The organism is Metaclostridioides mangenotii (assembly GCF_018917235.1).
GTDB lineage: Bacteria > Bacillota > Clostridia > Peptostreptococcales > Peptostreptococcaceae > Metaclostridioides.
In genome coordinates this window covers 127687-146338 of record NZ_JAHLOF010000002.1, presented here as the reverse complement: position 1 = coordinate 146338, position 18652 = coordinate 127687, and the positions used below count along the sequence as shown (strand labels likewise).

Here is an 18652-nt window from a genome sequence, read left to right as displayed (position 1 = left end):
CTTTACTACTAGGTGATGTAATTGTAGAATTGAAATATGAACCAAGTATGAATAAATAAAAAAGAATATTCCAGTTCATATTTAGTTAATATATATTAAGTATATTTGTATCAAAATAAATAGAGGTGATAAAGTGTTTAATATACTAATTGTTGAAGATGATAAAAATTTAAGAAAACTTATATCAGCTACACTAAAACAACATGGATACAATGCTATTGTAGCTGAAGATGGAGAGATTGCTCTTAATATAGTAGGGTCAGATCACATCGATTTAGTAATATCAGATATTATGATGCCCAACTTAGATGGATATGATTTATCTAAATTACTTAGAGAATTAGGATTTGATATGCCAATTCTGATGGTAACAGCAAAGGAAACATTTATCGATAAGAAAAAAGGGTTTGATGTAGGAGCAGACGATTATATGGTCAAGCCCGTTGATATAGAAGAATTAGTCCTTAGAGTTGGGGCACTACTCAGAAGAGCGAAAATTACCAATGAACACATACTTTCTTTTGGTGATATAGTGCTCGATTACAACGAGATATCAGTTAGTAATAAAGGGCAGAGAGTAACGCTACCCAAAAAAGAGTTTTATTTACTTTTTAAATTACTGTCATATCCGAATGTTATATTTACGAGAAGACAGCTTTTAGATGAAATTTGGGGGATGGATAATGAAGTAGACGAGCGTACAGTAGATGTTCACATAAAAAGATTGCGTGAAAAATATTATGAGAGCGCAGAGTTTGATATTGTAACCGTTCGTGGGCTTGGGTATAAGGCGGTAAGAAATGTATGATTAAAAATTTAAGGGTTAAATTAGTCGCTCTTATATTGTCTATGATGCTTATCTCTGGAGTTCTTACAGTTTTATTTTTATTATTAATAACAAGTGATAGTATAGAAAAAGAAGCTATTCAAACTCAAAATGAAATTGCAAAGTCGATTATAGAATTAGATGCTAACACGGATTTTTCTTTAAATAAAATTATAGACTTGGCGAGTAATAGTATGTATAAAGTTACACAAGTTGATAGCCCCGCAGAATATAAAGTTGACATAAGTTCCATAAAAAATGGAGAATGCATTCAGATAAAAAGAAGAGGGATTGCAAATATAGAGACAATACTTAGATTGGATAATAAATATTTAAAGATATCAAGTTTTAAAAGTCATAAAAATGTTAGTCAACGCATGTTTCAAATATCAACAACAGCCATACTTATATCAATATTAATAGCTACTATTATATCTGGATTAATATCAGAGAAAGTATTAAGACCAGTTAGAGAGTTAAGTAAAGCAACAAAAGAAGTAGCTAAAGGTAATTTTAGTGTCAGAGTAGTAGTACCAAAAGATTATGAATTTGGTTTTTTAACAGAAAATTTCAATAAGATGGTAAATGAATTAAATAGTATAGAGACTCTTAGAAATGACTTTGTCAGCAATGTATCTCATGAGATAAAGACACCACTCGCTTCAATACAAGGATTTGCGAAATTACTACAAGATGATAATTTTAGTGCAGATGAAAGGAAAGAATTTACTGACATCATAATAAATGAGTCGATTAGATTGTCAAAACTCACGTCTAACATTTTAAAGTTATCTAAACTAGAAAATCAGGAAATCAACACTCAAAAGGTCAAGTTTTCTCTCGATGAACAGATTAGATGTGCAATCCTTATTATGGAACAGGAGTGGAATCAAAAAAATCTTTCGTTAGACATAGAATTAGACGAAGTATATATAGTAGAAAATGAAGATCTTTTACAGCAAGTTTGGATAAATTTAATCGGAAATGCAATAAAATTTACAGAAGATGGAGGGCGTATTTCTGTAAAACTCAAGGATTTAAACGAAAGAGTTGTTGTTGAAATATCAGATAGCGGAATTGGTATGAATGAGGAGACCATAAGACACATGTTTGATAAGTTTTACCAGGGAGATAGGTCACGCCTTAGTGAAGGAAACGGACTGGGACTTTCGCTTGTAAGGAGAATAATAGATCTATGTGGGGGTAAGATTTATATTAAAAGCGAGCTTGGAGCAGGAACCACACTTATTGTTGAATTAAAAAAGCTGGACATATTATAAAATAAACTTTGTATTTAATCCTTCTTTATAACATATATATTCTATAGTGATAGATAAATTATAGAGATATTTTTTATAAAGGAGGATACTTTATGGCAGATGGTCAAGGAATTCAAGGTATTCAAGTTAATCAGGGAGTTATAGGTACAAATCAAGGTGGACAGGGGCCTCAAGGACAGGCAACTAATGAAGAAGTTTTCCAGGCTTTTGCCCCATATCCAGAAATAAGAGTCGAAGAGCCTAACATATACTATGCAGAGATTTTAATGGATGATTTTGCTGGTGTCATAAGTGAGTTTACAGCTGTAAATCAATATACATATCACGCGTCTGATTTTGTAACTTTAGATCCATATCTTATTAATATGTGGACTAAAATTGCAGCCGTAGAATCGGGGCATATGAGAGCATTGTCTAGATTAATAGTCCTACTTGGTGGAAAGCCTGTATATAGAGGATCAGCAAGTACGAATGGCGACTATTGGTACGGAGGATTTGTAAAATACGGTAACACTATATGTGAACAATTACAGATGGATTTAGAGACTGAGCGTCAAACAATAATAAACTATAGACAACATATACTTATGATAAAAGATGGTTATATACAACAAATATTAGAAAGGATTATAAGGGATGAAGAGGTGCATGTTAAAAATTTCGAAACTGCTATAGCAAGATTTTGTACTAAATAAAATTACATATTCTAAATGAAAATAATAATCTTTTGGGAAGGGAATTTATGTCTTAATTATTGCTGTGTTTTTTAACACAGCCTTTTTATTTTAAAGTTGTTATAAAAGAATTATCTATCAAAGGTTTGTTAAATTAATATTTTTATTAATAAAAATATTAAATTTAATTTAATGGAAAAAATATACATCAAAGAGGCAATAATTGCCAAAATTAACCAATATTGATATAATCTTATTATAGTAGAAATATAGTAGAAAGTTAAATTTTATATAAATGAGGTTGTTTATAAATGGTTGAAGTAGACATATCAAAAAATATTACTACGTACAGAAAAATGAAGGATTTGACTATAAAAGAGCTTGCGAATTTAACAGGAGTAACCCCATCTTTACTTAGTCAAATAGAAAAGGGAACGGCAAATCCATCTATTAACACGTTAAAACAAATTTCTTATGCACTAGATATACCTATATTTAATTTTTTTATAAACGATGATACAAATGAAGATCTAGTAGTGAGAAGTAACAATAGAAGGAAGTTACAGTTATCAGAAGACAATAGTTCTGTATATGAACTTTTAACACCAAACTCAAAAGGGGCCATAGAGTTTTCAATGATGAGAATTCCTCCTCATAAGTCGTCTTCAAAAGAGCTTTCTAGCCACAAAGGTGAAGAAGTAGCATATTTAGCAGAAGGATCGGTAAAGCTCTATATAATGAATTCAGTAATTGAATTAAATTGTGGTGACAGTGTAAAAATACCTCCACATACAAATCACAAGTGGGAAAATATAAGTGAGGACTATTGTGAAGTTATACTTGCTATAACTCCACCTACATTCTAGATATTATTTAATAAATTATAAAAATCTTAAATATAACTTAAGTTTTATTTCCATATTTAATTATTAAACATATGTATTGTATAGAATGTATTTTGTATACAATATAAGATAATATTAGTATTAGGTTATAGATTCTAAACTTGTCTATAGTTTTTTACATTTAAAAGTTTAGTTGAAAATTTTAAAAATATATTGTAATATAGTATTTAATGAAATATTAGGAGTGAGAATAATGGTTAATAAAACATATTTAAGATTTGTTACAAAACTTGACTCTGCACAAATGTATACGATGAAGCGTTGTGTAGAGGTTAATCTTAGAGCTTAGAGCTTTTTATCTTCATCGGTAAATGGGATAAGAGTATAGCTATGCTATACGTTTTAAAAATGTAGATCATCTATGTTTATTAATTGAACCCATTTATCGAAAAGATATATATATAGATTGAAAGGCCACAGACTACAATGCTTGTCTGTGGCCTTTTTTTAACAGAGGTCGGCGTATTTTGCGCACTACCTCTGTTTTTTATTTTAAATATTAATTTGGTTAAAAAAGGAGAATATAAAATGAGTTTATTAAAAGTTGAGAATTTATCACATTCGTTTATGGATAAATCCCTATATGATAATTCTGGTTTTGAAATCTATAAAGGTGAGCACATTGGGGTTGTAGGTCAGAATGGTACAGGTAAAAGTACTCTTATTAACATACTACTTGGGGGTGTAGTTGCGGATGATGGAGAAATAAAATGGCAGTCTAATGTCTCCATAGGTCATTTGGACCAATATGCTGAAGTAGACAAGGGAATAACGATTTTAAATTATTTACAAGGTGCATTCTCCGAACTTTATGAGATGGAAATAAAGATGAATAGATTGTATGAGGAGTATGCATCTACAGGAGAAGATAAAAAACTTTCAAGGGCATCTAAATATCAAGAAGAATTGGATTTATATGATTTCTATTCTATCGATAGCAAAATAAATAAAGTTGCTAATGGATTTGGATTAGATTCTATAGGTTTAGAAAGCAAAATAGGAGAGTTGAGTGGAGGTCAAAGAGCAAAAGTAATATTAGCTAAACTATTGCTATCTGCTCCAGAGGTATTGTTATTAGACGAACCTACAAACTTTCTTGATAAAGAACATGTCGAGTGGTTGGCAGATTACTTAAGAGGTTATGAAGGAGCATTTATTGTTGTATCCCACGATTTTGATTTCTTAGAAAAAATATCAACTGGTATTTTAGATATAGAATTCGGAACAATAAAAAAATACAATGGAAAGTATTCGGAATTTCTAAAACAAAAATCACACTTAAGAGAAGATTATATAAGACAGTATCAGGCTCAACAAAAAATGATAAAGAGGACAGAGGACTTTATTAGAAAAAATAAGGCTGGAGTTAATTCAAAAATGGCAAGAGGAAGGCAGAAACAGTTGGATAGAGTTGAAAGAATAAAAGAACCCACTTTTACTGATAAACCATCCATAAGATTTAATGAAACAGATATATCTACTAGTAATGCACTGGTAGTTAAAAATTTAGAAGTTGGATATTATTATCCTTTACTTCCAAAGATAAACCTTAGTATATCTGGCGGTGAAAAAATTGTTATAAGTGGTTTTAATGGTATTGGAAAATCTACATTTATAAAAACATTAATTAAAGAAATACCAGGTTTATCTGGAGATTTTAAATTTTCAGATCAAGTTAAAAAAGGATATTATGAACAAGATTTAATATGGGATTACCCTAATAAATCACCACTTAATATTATTTCCGATTATTATCCTAAAATGAACTCAAAAGAGGTACGAAAAAGTTTAGCTAGATGTGGTTTAAAAGAGGAGCATGTGTTAAGAGAAATTTCAGCCTTAAGTGGAGGGGAGCAATCTAAAGTAAAACTTTGTAGTTTAATTCTTTCTCCTTGTAACTTCTTGATATTAGATGAACCTACAAATCATTTTGACAGCGAGACTAAGCAAGAACTTCAAAATGCTTTAAAAGAATTTAAAGGGAGTATTATTTTGGTATCACATGAAGAGAAGTTCTACAGGGGTTGGGTTGATAGAGTTATAAATATAGAACATGGATTAAAATAAGTATAAAGGAGATAATAGAGTAGTTTCAAATGCAAAATATTTTGCTTTTGATCTGCTCTTTATTTTATTAAATTTTATTAAATTTAATTTAATATAGAAAGCATCAATGTATTTTGTTATATAATATAGACATAAACAATAAGTATTTAAATAATGGCAATATTTAAAACCATAAAATAATTACTTATTTAATAGTCAATTAAAAATATAGTATGAATTCAACATTAGATATATTTATATAGAAAATGATATCTAAACACACAATAAATGTAAGGAGAACTATTATGAGCAAATTTAGCAATGAAGAACTTAAAAATATTGTCAGAGATGGATATAAAAAAATAGTAACTCAAGAAGAATATATAGAGCGTTCGAGTGAGGAAATTTCCAAAAGTATAGGATACTCTGAAAAAGAGATGGATACAGTTCCTAAGAATTCTAATCTTGGTCTAGGTTGCGGAAATCCACAAATAGTAGCAAATATTACTGAAGGTGAAATTGTATTAGACTTAGGTAGTGGAGCAGGATTTGATTGTTTTATAGCTTCTAAGAAAGTTGGAAAAAGTGGTTTAGTCATAGGTGTTGATATGACTCCAGAGATGTTAAGCCAAGCGAGAGAGAATGCTTACGGAAACAATTATACCAATGTAGATTTTAGACTTGGTGAAGTAGAGAATATTCCAGTTGCAGATGGAGTAGTGGATGTAATAATCTCAAACTGCGTTATAAATCTTTCTCCAAACAAGCAAAGAGTATATGATGAAGCTTATCGCGTTCTTAAGGATGGTGGAAGAATTGCGATATCAGATATAGTTTTGATGAAAGATCTTACTGATGAGATGAAGCAAGATGAAAAACTTTATTGTGGCTGAGTTACAGGAGCTTCTTCAGTTGAAGAATTGGAGTTTTATTTAAACAAATCTGGATTTAAAAATATAGCAATAGAAACTAAGGAAGTATCAGAAGAGTATGCTGCAAAATGGGGACATAATCTAAACGTAGGTGAATACATAATGTCTTCGATTATTGTAGCAAATAAATAAAAATATATAGATGTATAAAAAAGACGAGCTATTTATAAATTTATAACTCGTCTTTTTTTAATATTATTTTTATTTAAATGTATCTGGATATAGACCTTTTGCTATTTTTTCTAGGCAATCAAAGTTTCTAAAACTATACCCCATAAGTTCAGTGTATTCAACTTCTATAATATTTTTGTCTTTAATAGCTGAAACATTTTGAATTAATTTATTATCTAGTAAAGATTTTACAGCAGTTTCATCATTTTTAGAATTTTTATTGGCTTTTACATAAACTATTGCATCTGGATTAAGAGATATCAAGTTTTCTATTGAAAGTTGACCACCTTTATCAGAGACATTTTTAGCATTTATAGTTTCAAGCATTTTAGTTTGCAGAGATGCATTTGCTCCAAATACTCCGAACTGGCCATCATTGTAGTTAACCATTATCATGACATTCTTTGTATCTGAATTTAAATCTGAGACCTTAGTTTTTATATTATCTAATTTAGCATTTAGATTGTCGGCATATTTGTTTGCTTTTTCCTGAATATCAAATATCTTTCCGATGTTTTTAATATCTGTGATAATATTATCTAATGATTGATCAGTGTCCATTTTACTTGATAATTGTACATAAGTATTGACACCCATGTCGTTTAAGCTTGATATAGTACCATATTTATCGTAAGTAAATGAAGCGGATCTACCTATAACTAAATCAGGATTTGTTCCTAGTACCGATTCCTTAGCGACTTGTCCTTTTTCTGCCACTACTGGTATTGTCTTGTAGTCTTCTTCAAGTCTATCTAGTATTTTATTGTCTAAATCTCCGGTTCCTACCATAGAGTCTTTTAGCCCTAGATCTAAAAGCAATTCTGTTGAAGATTGATTATTAGTAACTACGCGTTTCGGTGCTTCATTAAAAACTTGATCAAATGTATTACCTTCATCATCAAAGGCTTCAATAGTAAGGGGATAAGAAGTCTTTAGTGATTCAGTTTCAGTTGCTGCTGTTGTATTTTTTCCGTTTTCTTCTTTGCTTTTGGTTGAATTTGAACAACCAGATACTATACTTGCAGTAATTATCATAGTAGTTAGAATTGCTATTGGTTTTTTCATGTTGTTTATTTCTCCTTTATATAATTTATAATTTAATAGTAAGTGATTGATAATGTATCAGTCACTGGATTTTTGTAGATATAACTGTCTATATCATATACATTTTTGATCATTTCTGATGTTACTACATTTTCGGGTATTCCCTCAGAAACTATATTTCCATCTTTTAACACAATTATTTTGTCACAGTATTGAGAAGCTAAGCCGATGTCATGAAGAGCTGCTAAAACAGAAATACCTAGATCTTTAACGACTTTCATTATTTCAATTTGATATTTAATATCCAAGTGGTTAGTAGGTTCATCTAGTATAAGAATTTTAGGCTTTTGGGTTAAAGCTCTAGCTAAAATGACACGTTGTTTTTCTCCACCGGAAAGAGAGGAAAAACTTCTATCTGTATGGTTTTCCATACCAACTTTCTTTAGTGAATCAATTGCTATATTATGGTCATCTTCATTTTCACTTTGAAGAAGAGATTTATGAGGACTTCTTCCCATTAATACAACATCTAAAACTTTGAAATCAAAATTAATGTTGTTGAATTGGCTTACAACTCCTAAATTTTTTGCTATCTCTTTCGGACTAATTTTCTTCATGTCATTACCATTTAACAATACTGATCCCGAATTATATTTTTGAACACGATATATAGATTTTAATAATGTTGATTTTCCACTTCCATTTGGTCCAATCAATCCCACAAATTCATTGTCTTTTACAGAAAGGGATACGTTTTTTATAATTTTTTTTGTAGATATATCTACCTCTAAGTTTTTAACTTGTAAATTCATAATAAGCCTCCTATTTTTCTCCAAATCCATAACTTCGCTTAAGCAGGATGTATACAAAGAATGGCGATCCTACTAGAGCAGTAATTATTCCTATTGAAAGTTCGGAGTTAGGAATTATAGTTCTAGCTAATACATCTGCCCAAATCATAAATATAGACCCAAGTAGTATAGAGATAGGAGTCAGTTTTTTATGGTCAGATCCTACAAGTGACCTAGTTATATGAGGAATGATTAGACCGACGAAACCAATTATTCCACATACAGACACTAAAACGCCTGTAAGTAAAGAGGTTATTATCATGTAGAGTCTTCTATAAAATACTAGATTTATCCCAAGTGTAATAGCTGATTCATCTCCCATAAGTAATAAGTTGAGATTTCTAGATTGTAATAAGAAGAAAAGACAGCTAGCAACAACTATTATTGAAGGAAAGAGAATATTTCCCCACTTTGCCCCTGCAAGAGATCCCATAGTCCAGAATTTTACTGATTGCATACCATCAGCATTACTGGCCATAGAAATAATAAAATTAGATAAAGCGTTGCAAAGAGCGTTAACAACAGTTCCTGAAAGAACTAGTTTGGCTGATGATATTTTACCTCCAAGTGACGACAATAGTAAAACCATTGTTGCAGAAAAAAGAGCTCCTATAAATGCCCAAAAAGATGTGCCATTTATTGTGAGTAAGTTAAAAGATCCAATGCCCAACATAATTGAAAATGTTGCTCCCAGGGAAGCTCCAGATGATATTCCAAGTATATATGGTTCAGCTAAAGGGTTTTGAACTGTAGCTTGCATAATAGTTCCACAAAGAGCAAGTCCTGCTCCTACAATAAGTGCAAGTATTACCCTAGGAAATCTTATCATCCAGATTATGTTATAATTTGCATCATTTATAACATCATTTGCGTTGCCAAGACCAAAGAGTTTATTTTTTAAAATATCATATGAGGTTGATGGATCTATATTTAAAGAACCTTTAGAAACAGAGATTACAATTGATATCAATAAGATTATAACCAGGAAAAATAACAATGTATAAAAAATATTTTTTTTGTACTGGCTTGTTTTAAATGATGCAGATTGAATGTTTTCCATTAATTTCTCCCTTCTTGAATATACACAAGGTGTATAATATAATAAGTAAATGATAAGCTTTATCATCTACACAAATAAATATTTGATAATGTTTATCAATTACAAAGATTATTATAGTACACCAAGTATTAAGTTTGAATAAACAATTTTAAAAAGATGGACAAATATTAAAAAAACATAGACTATTTTTTAATGTTTCAATATAACAGAGTATAGATTAATGATATCTTAACGAAAGGAGTTAGAAAAAAGATGAATACAGAAATAAGGTATATAAAAAAGCAAAATAAAAGTTATTCAGAAAAAGCGCATGATATATTGGCAGAATTTAATAATGATCCATATCAAGTTGTTAGAGTAGGTTATTTTGTGAAGAAAAAAAGTTTAGATAGGAATAGTTACTATACAAATTTATCTGCTTTTATTTTTCCAATTAGTGGACGAGCAAATATAACTTTGAATAATGAACAGTATGTCGCAGAGCCAGGTAAACTTATACATGCGTGCCCAAATAAAAAAATATCATTTGAAGTATTAGGAGATGATCCATTCGAGCATATTAATATTTATTACAGTTCAGATCCTAGATCTAAAACCACAACTAATTATATGAACACAGTATTCGAAATGGAAGTTGATAATTATATAGATATAATAGATAAATTACATAAGATTTTAGAGATTTCTTATGAACCCGAGCTTATTTCAAATCTTAAATTACAATTAAGAGTGAATATATTTTTAAAGGATTTATTTGAGGGATTTTCTAATAAACATTATTCAGATGAGCGATCGCTTGTATCATCAGTAATTAAATACATAACTGAAAACTATATGGAGGAAATTTCTCTAACTAAATTGGAGACATTATTTGGCGTTAAATCAAGTAGAATATCGTATTTGTTTTATAAGTACACTAAAACAAGACCTATAGACTATCTAATCAAATATAGGATGAGTGTAGCAACAAATCTTTTGGAACAAGAGGGTTATTCAGTAAAAAAAGTGTCGGAGGCGGTTGGTTATACGGATGAGTTTTACTTTAGTAGGTTATTTAAGAAAAATTTTGGAATATCACCTAGTAAGGTGAAAAAGAGAAACCACAATTAAGGTTGAGAGGTGTAGACATTGAAAGGTAAACTTATAGATTTCGACGATTTTGGGAGAGAAATTTTTGTTTATCTCCCAAATTCCTATAATAAATTTGAAGATAAGAGGTATCCGGTTGTATATTTACATGATGGGGATACGGTTAAAAAACTTTTAAATGAAATTATGACAGATATAGAAGAATATAAAAAACATGATTTTTTTAAAGATCATATTATAGTTGGAATATCACCAAAAGATAGGTTGAGTGAATACACACCATGGAAGGCACCATCATTAGTTGAAAAATTTAAACCTTTTGAGGGTGGAGGGGAAGAGTATTTATCCTTTATAGTTGAAGAATTAAAACCATTTATAGACAGTAATTTTAATACAAGCACGTTAGTTGAGGACACCTCTATGATCGGATACTCATTAGGTGGACTAATATCTTTGTTTTCCATCTATAAATACTCATGTTTTGGTAAAATTGTAAGTATATGTGGCTCACAGTGGTATAAAGGGTGGCTTGATTTTATAGAGGATAATATAATACTAAACGATGAGATCAATATTTTTATGATTGCTGGTCTAAAAGAAGGAAGCAAAAAATTCACAGCTCAGAAAGATATTGTTCAGTGTGTTGAAAAATCGTATAAGATATTTAGTTCAAAATTAGGAAAACTTAACGTAACTCTTGAATGGGATAATTATAGTCATAATGAAAATATACTAAATAGGTACAAAAAGGCAATAAATTATTTAGGTAAATTTTAGTGTATAAATTAATATTTATTAAAATAGCAAATTATTTAATGGATATTAAATCAGAAATTTGAAATAGTGAAATTACCGTACTAAAAAATGGATATCCTATCAATTTTACAATTGATAGGATATCCATTTTATTTGTTTATATATTATTATTTTGCAGGTACACCTAAACAAGTAGCAAGATCTTTTTCAGGAGTACTTATTGTATTTAAGTTAAAAGTATCTACTAGATATTGTAGAACATTTGGACTTATAAATGCTGGTAGCGTTGGTCCAAGATAAATATCTTTTATGCCCAATGATAGCAATGCAAGTAAATCAGCAACTGCTTTTTGTTCATACCAAGATAAAATGATAGAAAGTGGAAGTCCATTTACATCCGTATCAAATGCATCTGATAGAGCAAGCGCTATTTTAACAGCTGAGTAAGCATCATTACATTGACCTATATCTAGAAGTCTTGGTAGACCAGCAACTTCACCGAAGTCAAGTTTGTTGAACCTGTATTTTCCGCAAGCAAGTGTTAGGATAATACAATCTTCTGGAACCTGTTTAGCAAAGTCTGTGTAATAGTTTCTACCAGGTCTAGCTCCATCACATCCGCCAATTAAGAAGAAGTGTCTTAACTTTCCTGATTTCACAGCATCCACTATAGCAGGTGCATTGCTAAGTGTTGCTTTGTGTCCAAATCCAACTAGTATTTCATGTGGTTCTTGATCTTCGTCGTACCCACCAAGTTCTAATGCTTTATTTATTATTTCAGAGAAATCTTTCTCTCCGCCTTCTTTTTTGCCTATATATTTTACGCCATCCCAGCCTACAACACTAGTTGTAAAGATTCTATCTTTGTATGATTCCCTAGGTTTCATCAAGCAGTTTGTAGTCATTAGTACGCATCCTGGCAGATTATCAAACTCTTTTTGTTGGTCTTGCCAAGCACCTCCATAGTTTCCTGCAAGATGTTTGTATTTATTTAGTTCAGGGTATCCATGACATGGAATCATTTCACCGTGAGTGTAAATATTTATACCTTTTCCTTCAGTTTGTTTAAGTAACATTTCCAGGTCTTTCAGATCATGTCCTGAAACAACAATAAATGGTCCTTTTTTAAGTTTAACATTTACTTTTTGAGGTTCTGGATTTTTATAAATAGTTGTATTAGCTTCATCTAGTTTTTCTATTGTAGCAACGGCTATTTCTCCGGTTTTCATAGTAAAAGTTATTAGATCTTCTAATGAAATATCGTCATCAATGATTGTTGATAATGCTCTAAAGAAAAATTCATCGACTTGATCGCTATAAAAACCAAGTTGTCTAGCTTGATGACTGTAAGCGCTAATTCCTTTTAATCCATAAACAATTGTCTGTCTAAGTGAACGAATATCTGCATCTAAATTTTGGTCAAACATTATACCAGCCCTAACAGCATCTTCTAACATTTGACTTCTACTTTCGCTTAAATTATAACTCGCATATTCGTTGTCACTTAAAGTTTCTCCAGTTTTTTCTCTAAGATTTTGCTTAATCTCTTGAGATTTTCTCAGCATTTTTTCATGTGAGTCGCCATCGAAGTTAACATTTGTTAAAGTCATAAATAAGCTATCTTCTACAAATGAAACTACATCTTTGTCTATTTTTTCACCCTTATTGATTAGAAGCATTGCGTATGATGAAATACCTTTTAGTTGATAAAGCAATAAATCTTGCAGATTTGCAATATTTGGAGTTTTACCACAAACACCTACTTTTGTGCATCCTTTACCACCAACGGTTTGTTCACACTGGTAGCAAAACATTGAATTTTCCATATATATATATACCTTCCTTTTAAATAATTTACTTATATATATGTATTTCCAATTGTTCGGTATTTTATAATCGAATTTAAGGTATTTTATAAAACTTATTCGTTTTGAGTTTTAATATATACAAAATTATCGTCTTTTGGTTTATTAAGTGAAAGAGCTTTTAAAGTTTCTTCATTTACAATGATTTGAGTTTCATTAAGTGTAGCAATTGAAATATTAGAAATGTCCTCCCCTTTCAATACTTTAACAGCTAACTCTCCAGACTTGTATCCAAGTTTTTCGTAATCAATACCCTGGCATGCAAGAGCACCACTAGATACAGAGCCCTCTTCACTAGCTAGAACTGGAATTTTGTTGCTGTTGGCTATTTTAGAAACAATTGGCATTGATGAAACTATTAAGTTATCAGTTGGAACATAAAGAACATCAATCTTACCAACTAGGCTCGACATAGCTTGATTTACTTCATTTGAAGCTGAAACTCCCTTTTCAACTACAGTGTAATTGTTTCTAGCTGCGTATTTTTTCAAATTATCAACCTGGATTTTAGAGTTTACTTCACTTGTGTTGTAAAGAACGCCTATTGTTTTTGCTTTAGGGGCGAATTTCTTTACAAGTTCTAAGTTTTTATCTATTGAAATATAATCTGATGTTCCAGATACATTACCGCCTGGTTCTTCTAATGATTTTACAAGTCCAGCTTCTACAGGATCGGTTACTGCAGTTATCATAATAGGGATATCTTTAGTCGCGTTGTAAGCTGCTTGTGCAGAAGGAGTAGAAATTGCATATATTAAATCTTTTTTATCAGAAACAAATTTAGACGCTATGGTTTGTGTCGTTGGAATAGCATTTTGTGCATTCTGATAGTCGATTTTTATATTATTGCCGTCTTTATACCCATTGTCTTCTAAAGCTTTTATGAATCCTTCCCTAGCTTTATCAAGAGACGGGTGTTCAACAAGTTGTGTTATTCCAATTGTTTGTACTTCCTTACTACCATTCTTTTTTTCTCCATTTGATGAATTATTAGAACATCCAGTAAGCACTGTTATGCCAAGAGTTCCAGCTAGTAATAAACTCGATAATTTTTTTGATACCTTCATATAGTTACCCTCCATTTTTGTTGTGATTATTTTAATTACTAATTTATTTTAAATTTTATATTAGTTTTCTTGTTTACCTTAAACTGCATATTCAAATTTATCTAAAATTTCTTCAATAGTGATATTTTTCTTTTCGTCACCTCTTATATCTAAGACAATTTCTCCTTTATGGAGCATTATAAGTCTGTTACCATATTCGATGGCATGTTTTAAGTTATGAGTTACCATAAGTGTAGTGATGTGTTTTTCTCTTACTATTTTATCTGTAAGCTCAATGATTTCATTTGAAGTCTTAGGATCTAATGCTGCCGTATGTTCATCTAAAAGTAGGAGTTTTGGATTTGTAATACTTGACATTATTAGGGATAGAGCTTGCCTTTGACCGCCTGACAAATATCTAACCTCTACATCTAAAAATCTCTTGAGATCTAGAGATACACCTTCTAAAAGTTTTTCAATAATATCAGTATTATGCCTAAGACATTTTTTAAAGTTGAGTAATTTACCTTTGTTGAGAGCTAATGAGATATTCTCTCTTACAGTCATTGATGGGCAAGTGCCCATACCTGGATCTTGGAAAACTCGGCTTATTATTTGAGTTTTTTTATGTTCTGGAAGTTTAGTTAAATTTTCATTATCAAGCACAATGTCTCCATTAGTTTCTTTTAAATATCCAGAGATTATATTTAAGAGTGTAGATTTACCAGTTCCATTACTGCCAATTATACTTACAAAATCACCTTCGCTTACACTAAGCGAAATATCTTTAAATATTGTATTTGGCTCACCGTAAGGATTTGGAAAAGTTTTTGTAACATGTTTAATTTGCAACATCTGCGACACCTCTTTTCTCAATTTGTCTAGCTTTTTCACGTTTATTTGTAAATACACTTGAGTTTCCGATAGTTAAACATAAGACTATTACAACTGATGTTATTAGCTTAAGATTATCAGCGGATACAAGACCGAAGTTTAAAGCTAGATAGATAGTGAACTGATATATAAAAGTTCCGATTATAATTGCCGTAGTAGCTTTGATTGCTACAACTTTTTTAAACAAAGATATTCCTATAATGATGGATGCTATCCCAAGCACTAGTGTTCCTATCCCCATATTTACGTCAGAAAACCCTTGAAACTGTGCAAATAACCCACCGGAAAGTGCTATCAATCCATTAGATATCATAAGACCTAAGGTTTTAATTATGTTGATATTTACTCCAAGTGACTTTATCATCTGAGGGTTATCTCCAACTCCTTTTAATGTATAACCAAGACCTGTTTTTAAAAATAAATCGAGTATTACTTTACAAGCAACAGCAAAAGCTACTGCAAGTATTAACGGAGATAATTTACTGTTAAATAGATTTTGGTATGTGAACAATGGCATATTTGATTTTCCCATTATTCCTAGATTTATAGAGTAGAGCATACCCATCACTAAAATCCCTGAAAGCAAGTTAGTAATTTTGTACTTTATATGCAGAATACCAGTAATAAGTCCTGCTATTAATCCACATGTAAAGGCGAGTATTGTTCCTACTATCGGTGACATGCCACCTGCAAGTGATACTGCAATTACAGCTCCACCAAGAGAAAAGCTACCATCTGCAGTCATGTCCGGAAAATCTAAAATTTTGTAAGTAATATAAACTCCAAGAGCCATTATAGATAAAATTAAACTTTGAATGAGTACTGAAATAATTCCTGTCATAAATTTATACACTCCTTTTAAAATTGAATACAAAAAAGCCACACGGTGGGACCATGTGGCTTCAAAGTTTTATATAACCACATAGTACAAATATCGTGTGGCTTTATTTTTAAATACGAAAAAGCCACACAGTAGTCCGTGTGACTTTATATAGGGCAAAAATGAACCTTATAAACAAATAGCCAACACAGATACAATCCCGATAATTTGGTAGTCATAAGGGGCTTGTATCCATGTCTTATTTTTTAAAAAATAATAACTTAGTTACAAACCCTATATAAATTGGCTATTAAAACTAAATCGTGCTTGTTTGTTTATTAAAGTATTCATAATTACCCTCCATTCATTTTTTATTTTATTGGCAAATCTTTGTTGCCGTTTTTGTTAAGACTTATTATAATCTAGAAAAAATTATAAGTCAATAATAAATTATAAAAAAATATATAAATTTATAACTGTCTGACAACTGCATTATTCAATATAAATTCAATTATTTTTTGGCTATAAGAAGATAAATTAACCTAAAATTTCTTCGATCTGTAGAATCTGTATAAAAAATCTTTTTCTAATACTTTGCTTAGTATAGCATATTCTTGGAAGTTGATAAAACGTATTACAAGAGAATTTTTATTTGTTGGTATAACTTTGTGTATTAGTTTTAAATTGACTATATAATTTCTGTGAGTTGCAAAAAAGTTTGGAGGAAGTCTCTGTGAAAGATCATCAAAGTTCTCATAAAATTTTACTACTTCATCATCTTTAGTGTATAAATTTACAACCCTAGATTTTTTTTCAAACATAACTATGTCATCGAAGTTTACCATATGTATTTGTTTTCTAATTTTATAAACAAATAGGCTATCTTCAATAACGGTATTTTTAGCAATTTTATGTGAATTGATATGATCTATTGCAATGTTTAAAGAGTCTAGAATTTTTTCTTTTGTAAATGGTTTTACTATAAAATCTATTGGATGAACCTTAAAACTTTCCAAACTATAATCAGAAAATCCTGTAACAAATATTATATGAACATCATCGTCTATAGACTTGATTTCTTTTGCAGCATCGATCCCATTTTTATATGGCATGTCAATGTCAATTATAAGTAGATCAATCTTCTCATATTTTACAAATTCTATAGCCTTTAAACCGTCATCGACCTTTTTTACATAGTCGATTAATTTAGATTCTTTTATTATGTTTTCTATGTCATCTCTTACTATTTTATCATCATCGCAAACTAAAACTTTAATCATAATACCTCCGTAATGTTAGATGTATTTTGGAAGCAAGATAGTAAATTCAGTCAAAAATTCATCGCTACTTACATAAATATAGTAACCGTTTTTTTCTAGAATATTTTTAATTGAGAACAAACCGTAACCCCTATCTTTACCATCTTTAGTAGAGAACCCCTCTTCAAAAATACCCTCAGTATTGTAAATCTTAGGACCATTATTTTTAATAGATACAACGTATTGAAATTCATCTTCGTATATAAAAATTTTAATGTATTTATTGTCCTTTGGAACAGTAGATAGAGCATCAATAGCATTGTCAATTATATTAATAAGTACAGAGCTCATTTCATTTGGTGATATACTTAAATTATCAATAAAATCTTGAGTGTACATGTCGAATTTTATGTTTTTCAGTAAACATTCTTCGTACTTTAATGCAGCGATAGCATCAATATACGATACATTTCCGTAGCGAGATTTTTGTGTCTTAAAGTTGTCAGATATATTTTTTATGTACACTTTAGCGTCATCTGTTAAGTCTGTATTAATAAGAGAAAAAACCACTTGAAGATGCTTTAGATAATCGTGTTTTTGACTTCGCAGTTTCGCTATTATATTATCTTTGTGTTCAAGTTTATTTTCTTGTTTTTCTAGATATAAATCTTTTTTGTTTAAGTTTTCTAGTAAAGATATAAATTTAAACCCTATATATATGCACAGAAAAATCAAAACTATTATAATAACAGTGAGAAATTGACCTATTAAAAATAGTTTACCACTGAATATATCAATTATATAATAGTAAACTTTTGATAATACACTGCTAAACACCAACGATATGATTGTATTAAAACAAGCTTTTTTCATAAAACTAAAATTTTTGAAAAATGTAAATCTATTTGATATGAGTCCAACAATAATAAATAAGGCCAATGTCAATAGAGGATATACAAGTGTGTTAATTATCAACACCTCCGCTTTCATTAGATAGTTGAATTATATCATTTATAAAAAAATAAGTAAAAAGTAGAAATCTACAAGTACAGTGCAGTTTATTGAGTTTAGTTAGGTGATTTAGTACAAATTGGTTGAAAAATATAGCAAATAGGAAGTTTGATAAAGATTTTT

The 18652-nt window shown here is 30.1% G+C and carries 17 protein-coding genes; 8 read left to right on the top strand and 9 right to left on the bottom strand.

What is annotated here, in order from left to right; all coding sequences use genetic code 11:
• Window positions 1-133 precede the first annotated feature (133 nt).
• From KQI18_RS03995 to arsM, 6 genes are all read left to right on the top strand, one after another.
• Window positions 134-808 carry a response regulator transcription factor gene (locus tag KQI18_RS03995; protein ID WP_216466392.1) on the top strand — a complete coding sequence of 225 codons (675 nt, stop codon included), beginning with the start codon at window positions 134-136 and terminating at the stop codon, window positions 806-808.
• Window positions 805-2106 (top strand): sensor histidine kinase, encoded by a 1302-nt coding sequence (locus tag KQI18_RS03990; protein ID WP_216466391.1) that lies wholly within the window; start codon window positions 805-807, stop codon window positions 2104-2106. Before KQI18_RS03995 ends, KQI18_RS03990 begins: the two co-directional genes overlap by 4 nt.
• Before the next feature lie 92 nt (window positions 2107-2198).
• Window positions 2199-2801, top strand: coding sequence for a ferritin-like domain-containing protein (locus tag KQI18_RS03985; RefSeq protein ID WP_216466390.1), 603 nt, complete (start codon window positions 2199-2201; stop codon window positions 2799-2801).
• A 290-nt stretch (window positions 2802-3091) separates the two neighbouring features.
• On the top strand, window positions 3092-3646 hold the full coding sequence (locus tag KQI18_RS03980) for a helix-turn-helix domain-containing protein (RefSeq protein WP_216466389.1): 555 nt from the start codon (window positions 3092-3094) through the stop codon (window positions 3644-3646).
• A gap of 567 nt (window positions 3647-4213) precedes the next feature.
• Window positions 4214-5752, top strand: coding sequence for an ABC-F family ATP-binding cassette domain-containing protein (locus tag KQI18_RS03975; RefSeq protein ID WP_216466388.1), 1539 nt, complete (start codon window positions 4214-4216; stop codon window positions 5750-5752).
• A gap of 284 nt (window positions 5753-6036) precedes the next feature.
• On the top strand, window positions 6037-6795 hold the full coding sequence (gene arsM, locus KQI18_RS03970) for an arsenite methyltransferase (protein WP_420372062.1): 759 nt from the start codon (window positions 6037-6039) through the stop codon (window positions 6793-6795).
• Window positions 6796-6864: 69 nt separating this feature from the next.
• Here arsM and KQI18_RS03965 read toward each other — a convergent pair whose 3' ends face one another.
• The 3 genes from KQI18_RS03965 to KQI18_RS03955 are packed head-to-tail and all read right to left on the bottom strand — an operon-like array spanning window position 6865 to window position 9789.
• The gene (locus tag KQI18_RS03965) at window positions 6865-7899 is read right to left on the bottom strand and encodes an ABC transporter substrate-binding protein (RefSeq protein ID WP_216466386.1); all 1035 of its coding nucleotides are present in this window, start codon (window positions 7897-7899) and stop codon (window positions 6865-6867) included.
• A gap of 32 nt (window positions 7900-7931) precedes the next feature.
• Window positions 7932-8690 (bottom strand): ABC transporter ATP-binding protein, encoded by a 759-nt coding sequence (locus KQI18_RS03960; protein ID WP_216466385.1) that lies wholly within the window; start codon window positions 8688-8690, stop codon window positions 7932-7934.
• A gap of 10 nt (window positions 8691-8700) precedes the next feature.
• On the bottom strand, window positions 8701-9789 hold the full coding sequence (locus KQI18_RS03955; RefSeq protein ID WP_216466384.1) for a FecCD family ABC transporter permease: 1089 nt from the start codon (window positions 9787-9789) through the stop codon (window positions 8701-8703).
• A gap of 252 nt (window positions 9790-10041) precedes the next feature.
• Between KQI18_RS03955 and KQI18_RS03950 the strand changes: the two genes are divergently transcribed.
• Window positions 10042-10899 (top strand): helix-turn-helix domain-containing protein, encoded by an 858-nt coding sequence (locus KQI18_RS03950; protein ID WP_216466383.1) that lies wholly within the window; start codon window positions 10042-10044, stop codon window positions 10897-10899.
• 18 nt (window positions 10900-10917) lie between these two features.
• Window positions 10918-11655: an alpha/beta hydrolase gene (locus KQI18_RS03945; protein ID WP_216466382.1), complete on the top strand. Its 738-nt coding sequence runs from the start codon at window positions 10918-10920 to the stop codon at window positions 11653-11655.
• 146 nt (window positions 11656-11801) lie between these two features.
• Here KQI18_RS03945 and hcp read toward each other — a convergent pair whose 3' ends face one another.
• The 6 genes from hcp to KQI18_RS03915 all read right to left on the bottom strand — a co-directional run bounded on the left by hcp (window position 11802) and on the right by KQI18_RS03915 (window position 18493).
• A complete protein-coding gene (gene hcp / locus KQI18_RS03940) occupies window positions 11802-13460 on the bottom strand; it encodes a hydroxylamine reductase (protein ID WP_216466381.1) in 1659 nt (552 codons plus the stop codon).
• A 95-nt stretch (window positions 13461-13555) separates the two neighbouring features.
• On the bottom strand, window positions 13556-14566 hold the full coding sequence (locus KQI18_RS03935; protein WP_216466380.1) for an ABC transporter substrate-binding protein: 1011 nt from the start codon (window positions 14564-14566) through the stop codon (window positions 13556-13558).
• Between the two features lie 78 nt (window positions 14567-14644).
• Window positions 14645-15400: an ABC transporter ATP-binding protein gene (locus tag KQI18_RS03930; protein ID WP_216466379.1), complete on the bottom strand. Its 756-nt coding sequence runs from the start codon at window positions 15398-15400 to the stop codon at window positions 14645-14647.
• Entirely contained in the window at window positions 15387-16280 is an 894-nt protein-coding gene (locus tag KQI18_RS03925) for an ABC transporter permease (protein WP_216466378.1), read from the bottom strand. Before KQI18_RS03925 ends, KQI18_RS03930 begins: the two co-directional genes overlap by 14 nt.
• 521 nt (window positions 16281-16801) lie before the next feature.
• Window positions 16802-17539 carry a LytR/AlgR family response regulator transcription factor gene (locus KQI18_RS03920; RefSeq protein ID WP_216466377.1) on the bottom strand — a complete coding sequence of 246 codons (738 nt, stop codon included), beginning with the start codon at window positions 17537-17539 and terminating at the stop codon, window positions 16802-16804.
• A gap of 15 nt (window positions 17540-17554) precedes the next feature.
• Complete coding sequence (locus tag KQI18_RS03915; RefSeq protein WP_236887637.1) at window positions 17555-18493, bottom strand: sensor histidine kinase; 939 nt, start codon at window positions 18491-18493, stop codon at window positions 17555-17557.
• Window positions 18494-18652 lie beyond the last annotated feature (159 nt).

Coding starts and splice junctions, on each gene's coding strand:
- KQI18_RS03990 (WP_216466391.1), top strand. CDS start 805: ATGATTAAAAATTTAAGGGTTAAATTAGTCGCTCTTATATTGTCTATG.
- KQI18_RS03985 (WP_216466390.1), top strand. CDS start 2,199: ATGGCAGATGGTCAAGGAATTCAAGGTATTCAAGTTAATCAGGGAGTT.
- KQI18_RS03980 (WP_216466389.1), top strand. CDS start 3,092: ATGGTTGAAGTAGACATATCAAAAAATATTACTACGTACAGAAAAATG.
- KQI18_RS03975 (WP_216466388.1), top strand. CDS start 4,214: ATGAGTTTATTAAAAGTTGAGAATTTATCACATTCGTTTATGGATAAA.
- KQI18_RS03965 (WP_216466386.1), bottom strand. CDS start 7,899: ATGAAAAAACCAATAGCAATTCTAACTACTATGATAATTACTGCAAGT.
- KQI18_RS03960 (WP_216466385.1), bottom strand. CDS start 8,690: ATGAATTTACAAGTTAAAAACTTAGAGGTAGATATATCTACAAAAAAA.
- KQI18_RS03955 (WP_216466384.1), bottom strand. CDS start 9,789: ATGGAAAACATTCAATCTGCATCATTTAAAACAAGCCAGTACAAAAAA.
- KQI18_RS03950 (WP_216466383.1), top strand. CDS start 10,042: ATGAATACAGAAATAAGGTATATAAAAAAGCAAAATAAAAGTTATTCA.
- hcp (WP_216466381.1), bottom strand. CDS start 13,460: ATGGAAAATTCAATGTTTTGCTACCAGTGTGAACAAACCGTTGGTGGT.
- KQI18_RS03935 (WP_216466380.1), bottom strand. CDS start 14,566: ATGAAGGTATCAAAAAAATTATCGAGTTTATTACTAGCTGGAACTCTT.
- KQI18_RS03930 (WP_216466379.1), bottom strand. CDS start 15,400: ATGTTGCAAATTAAACATGTTACAAAAACTTTTCCAAATCCTTACGGT.
- KQI18_RS03925 (WP_216466378.1), bottom strand. CDS start 16,280: ATGACAGGAATTATTTCAGTACTCATTCAAAGTTTAATTTTATCTATA.
- KQI18_RS03920 (WP_216466377.1), bottom strand. CDS start 17,539: ATGATTAAAGTTTTAGTTTGCGATGATGATAAAATAGTAAGAGATGAC.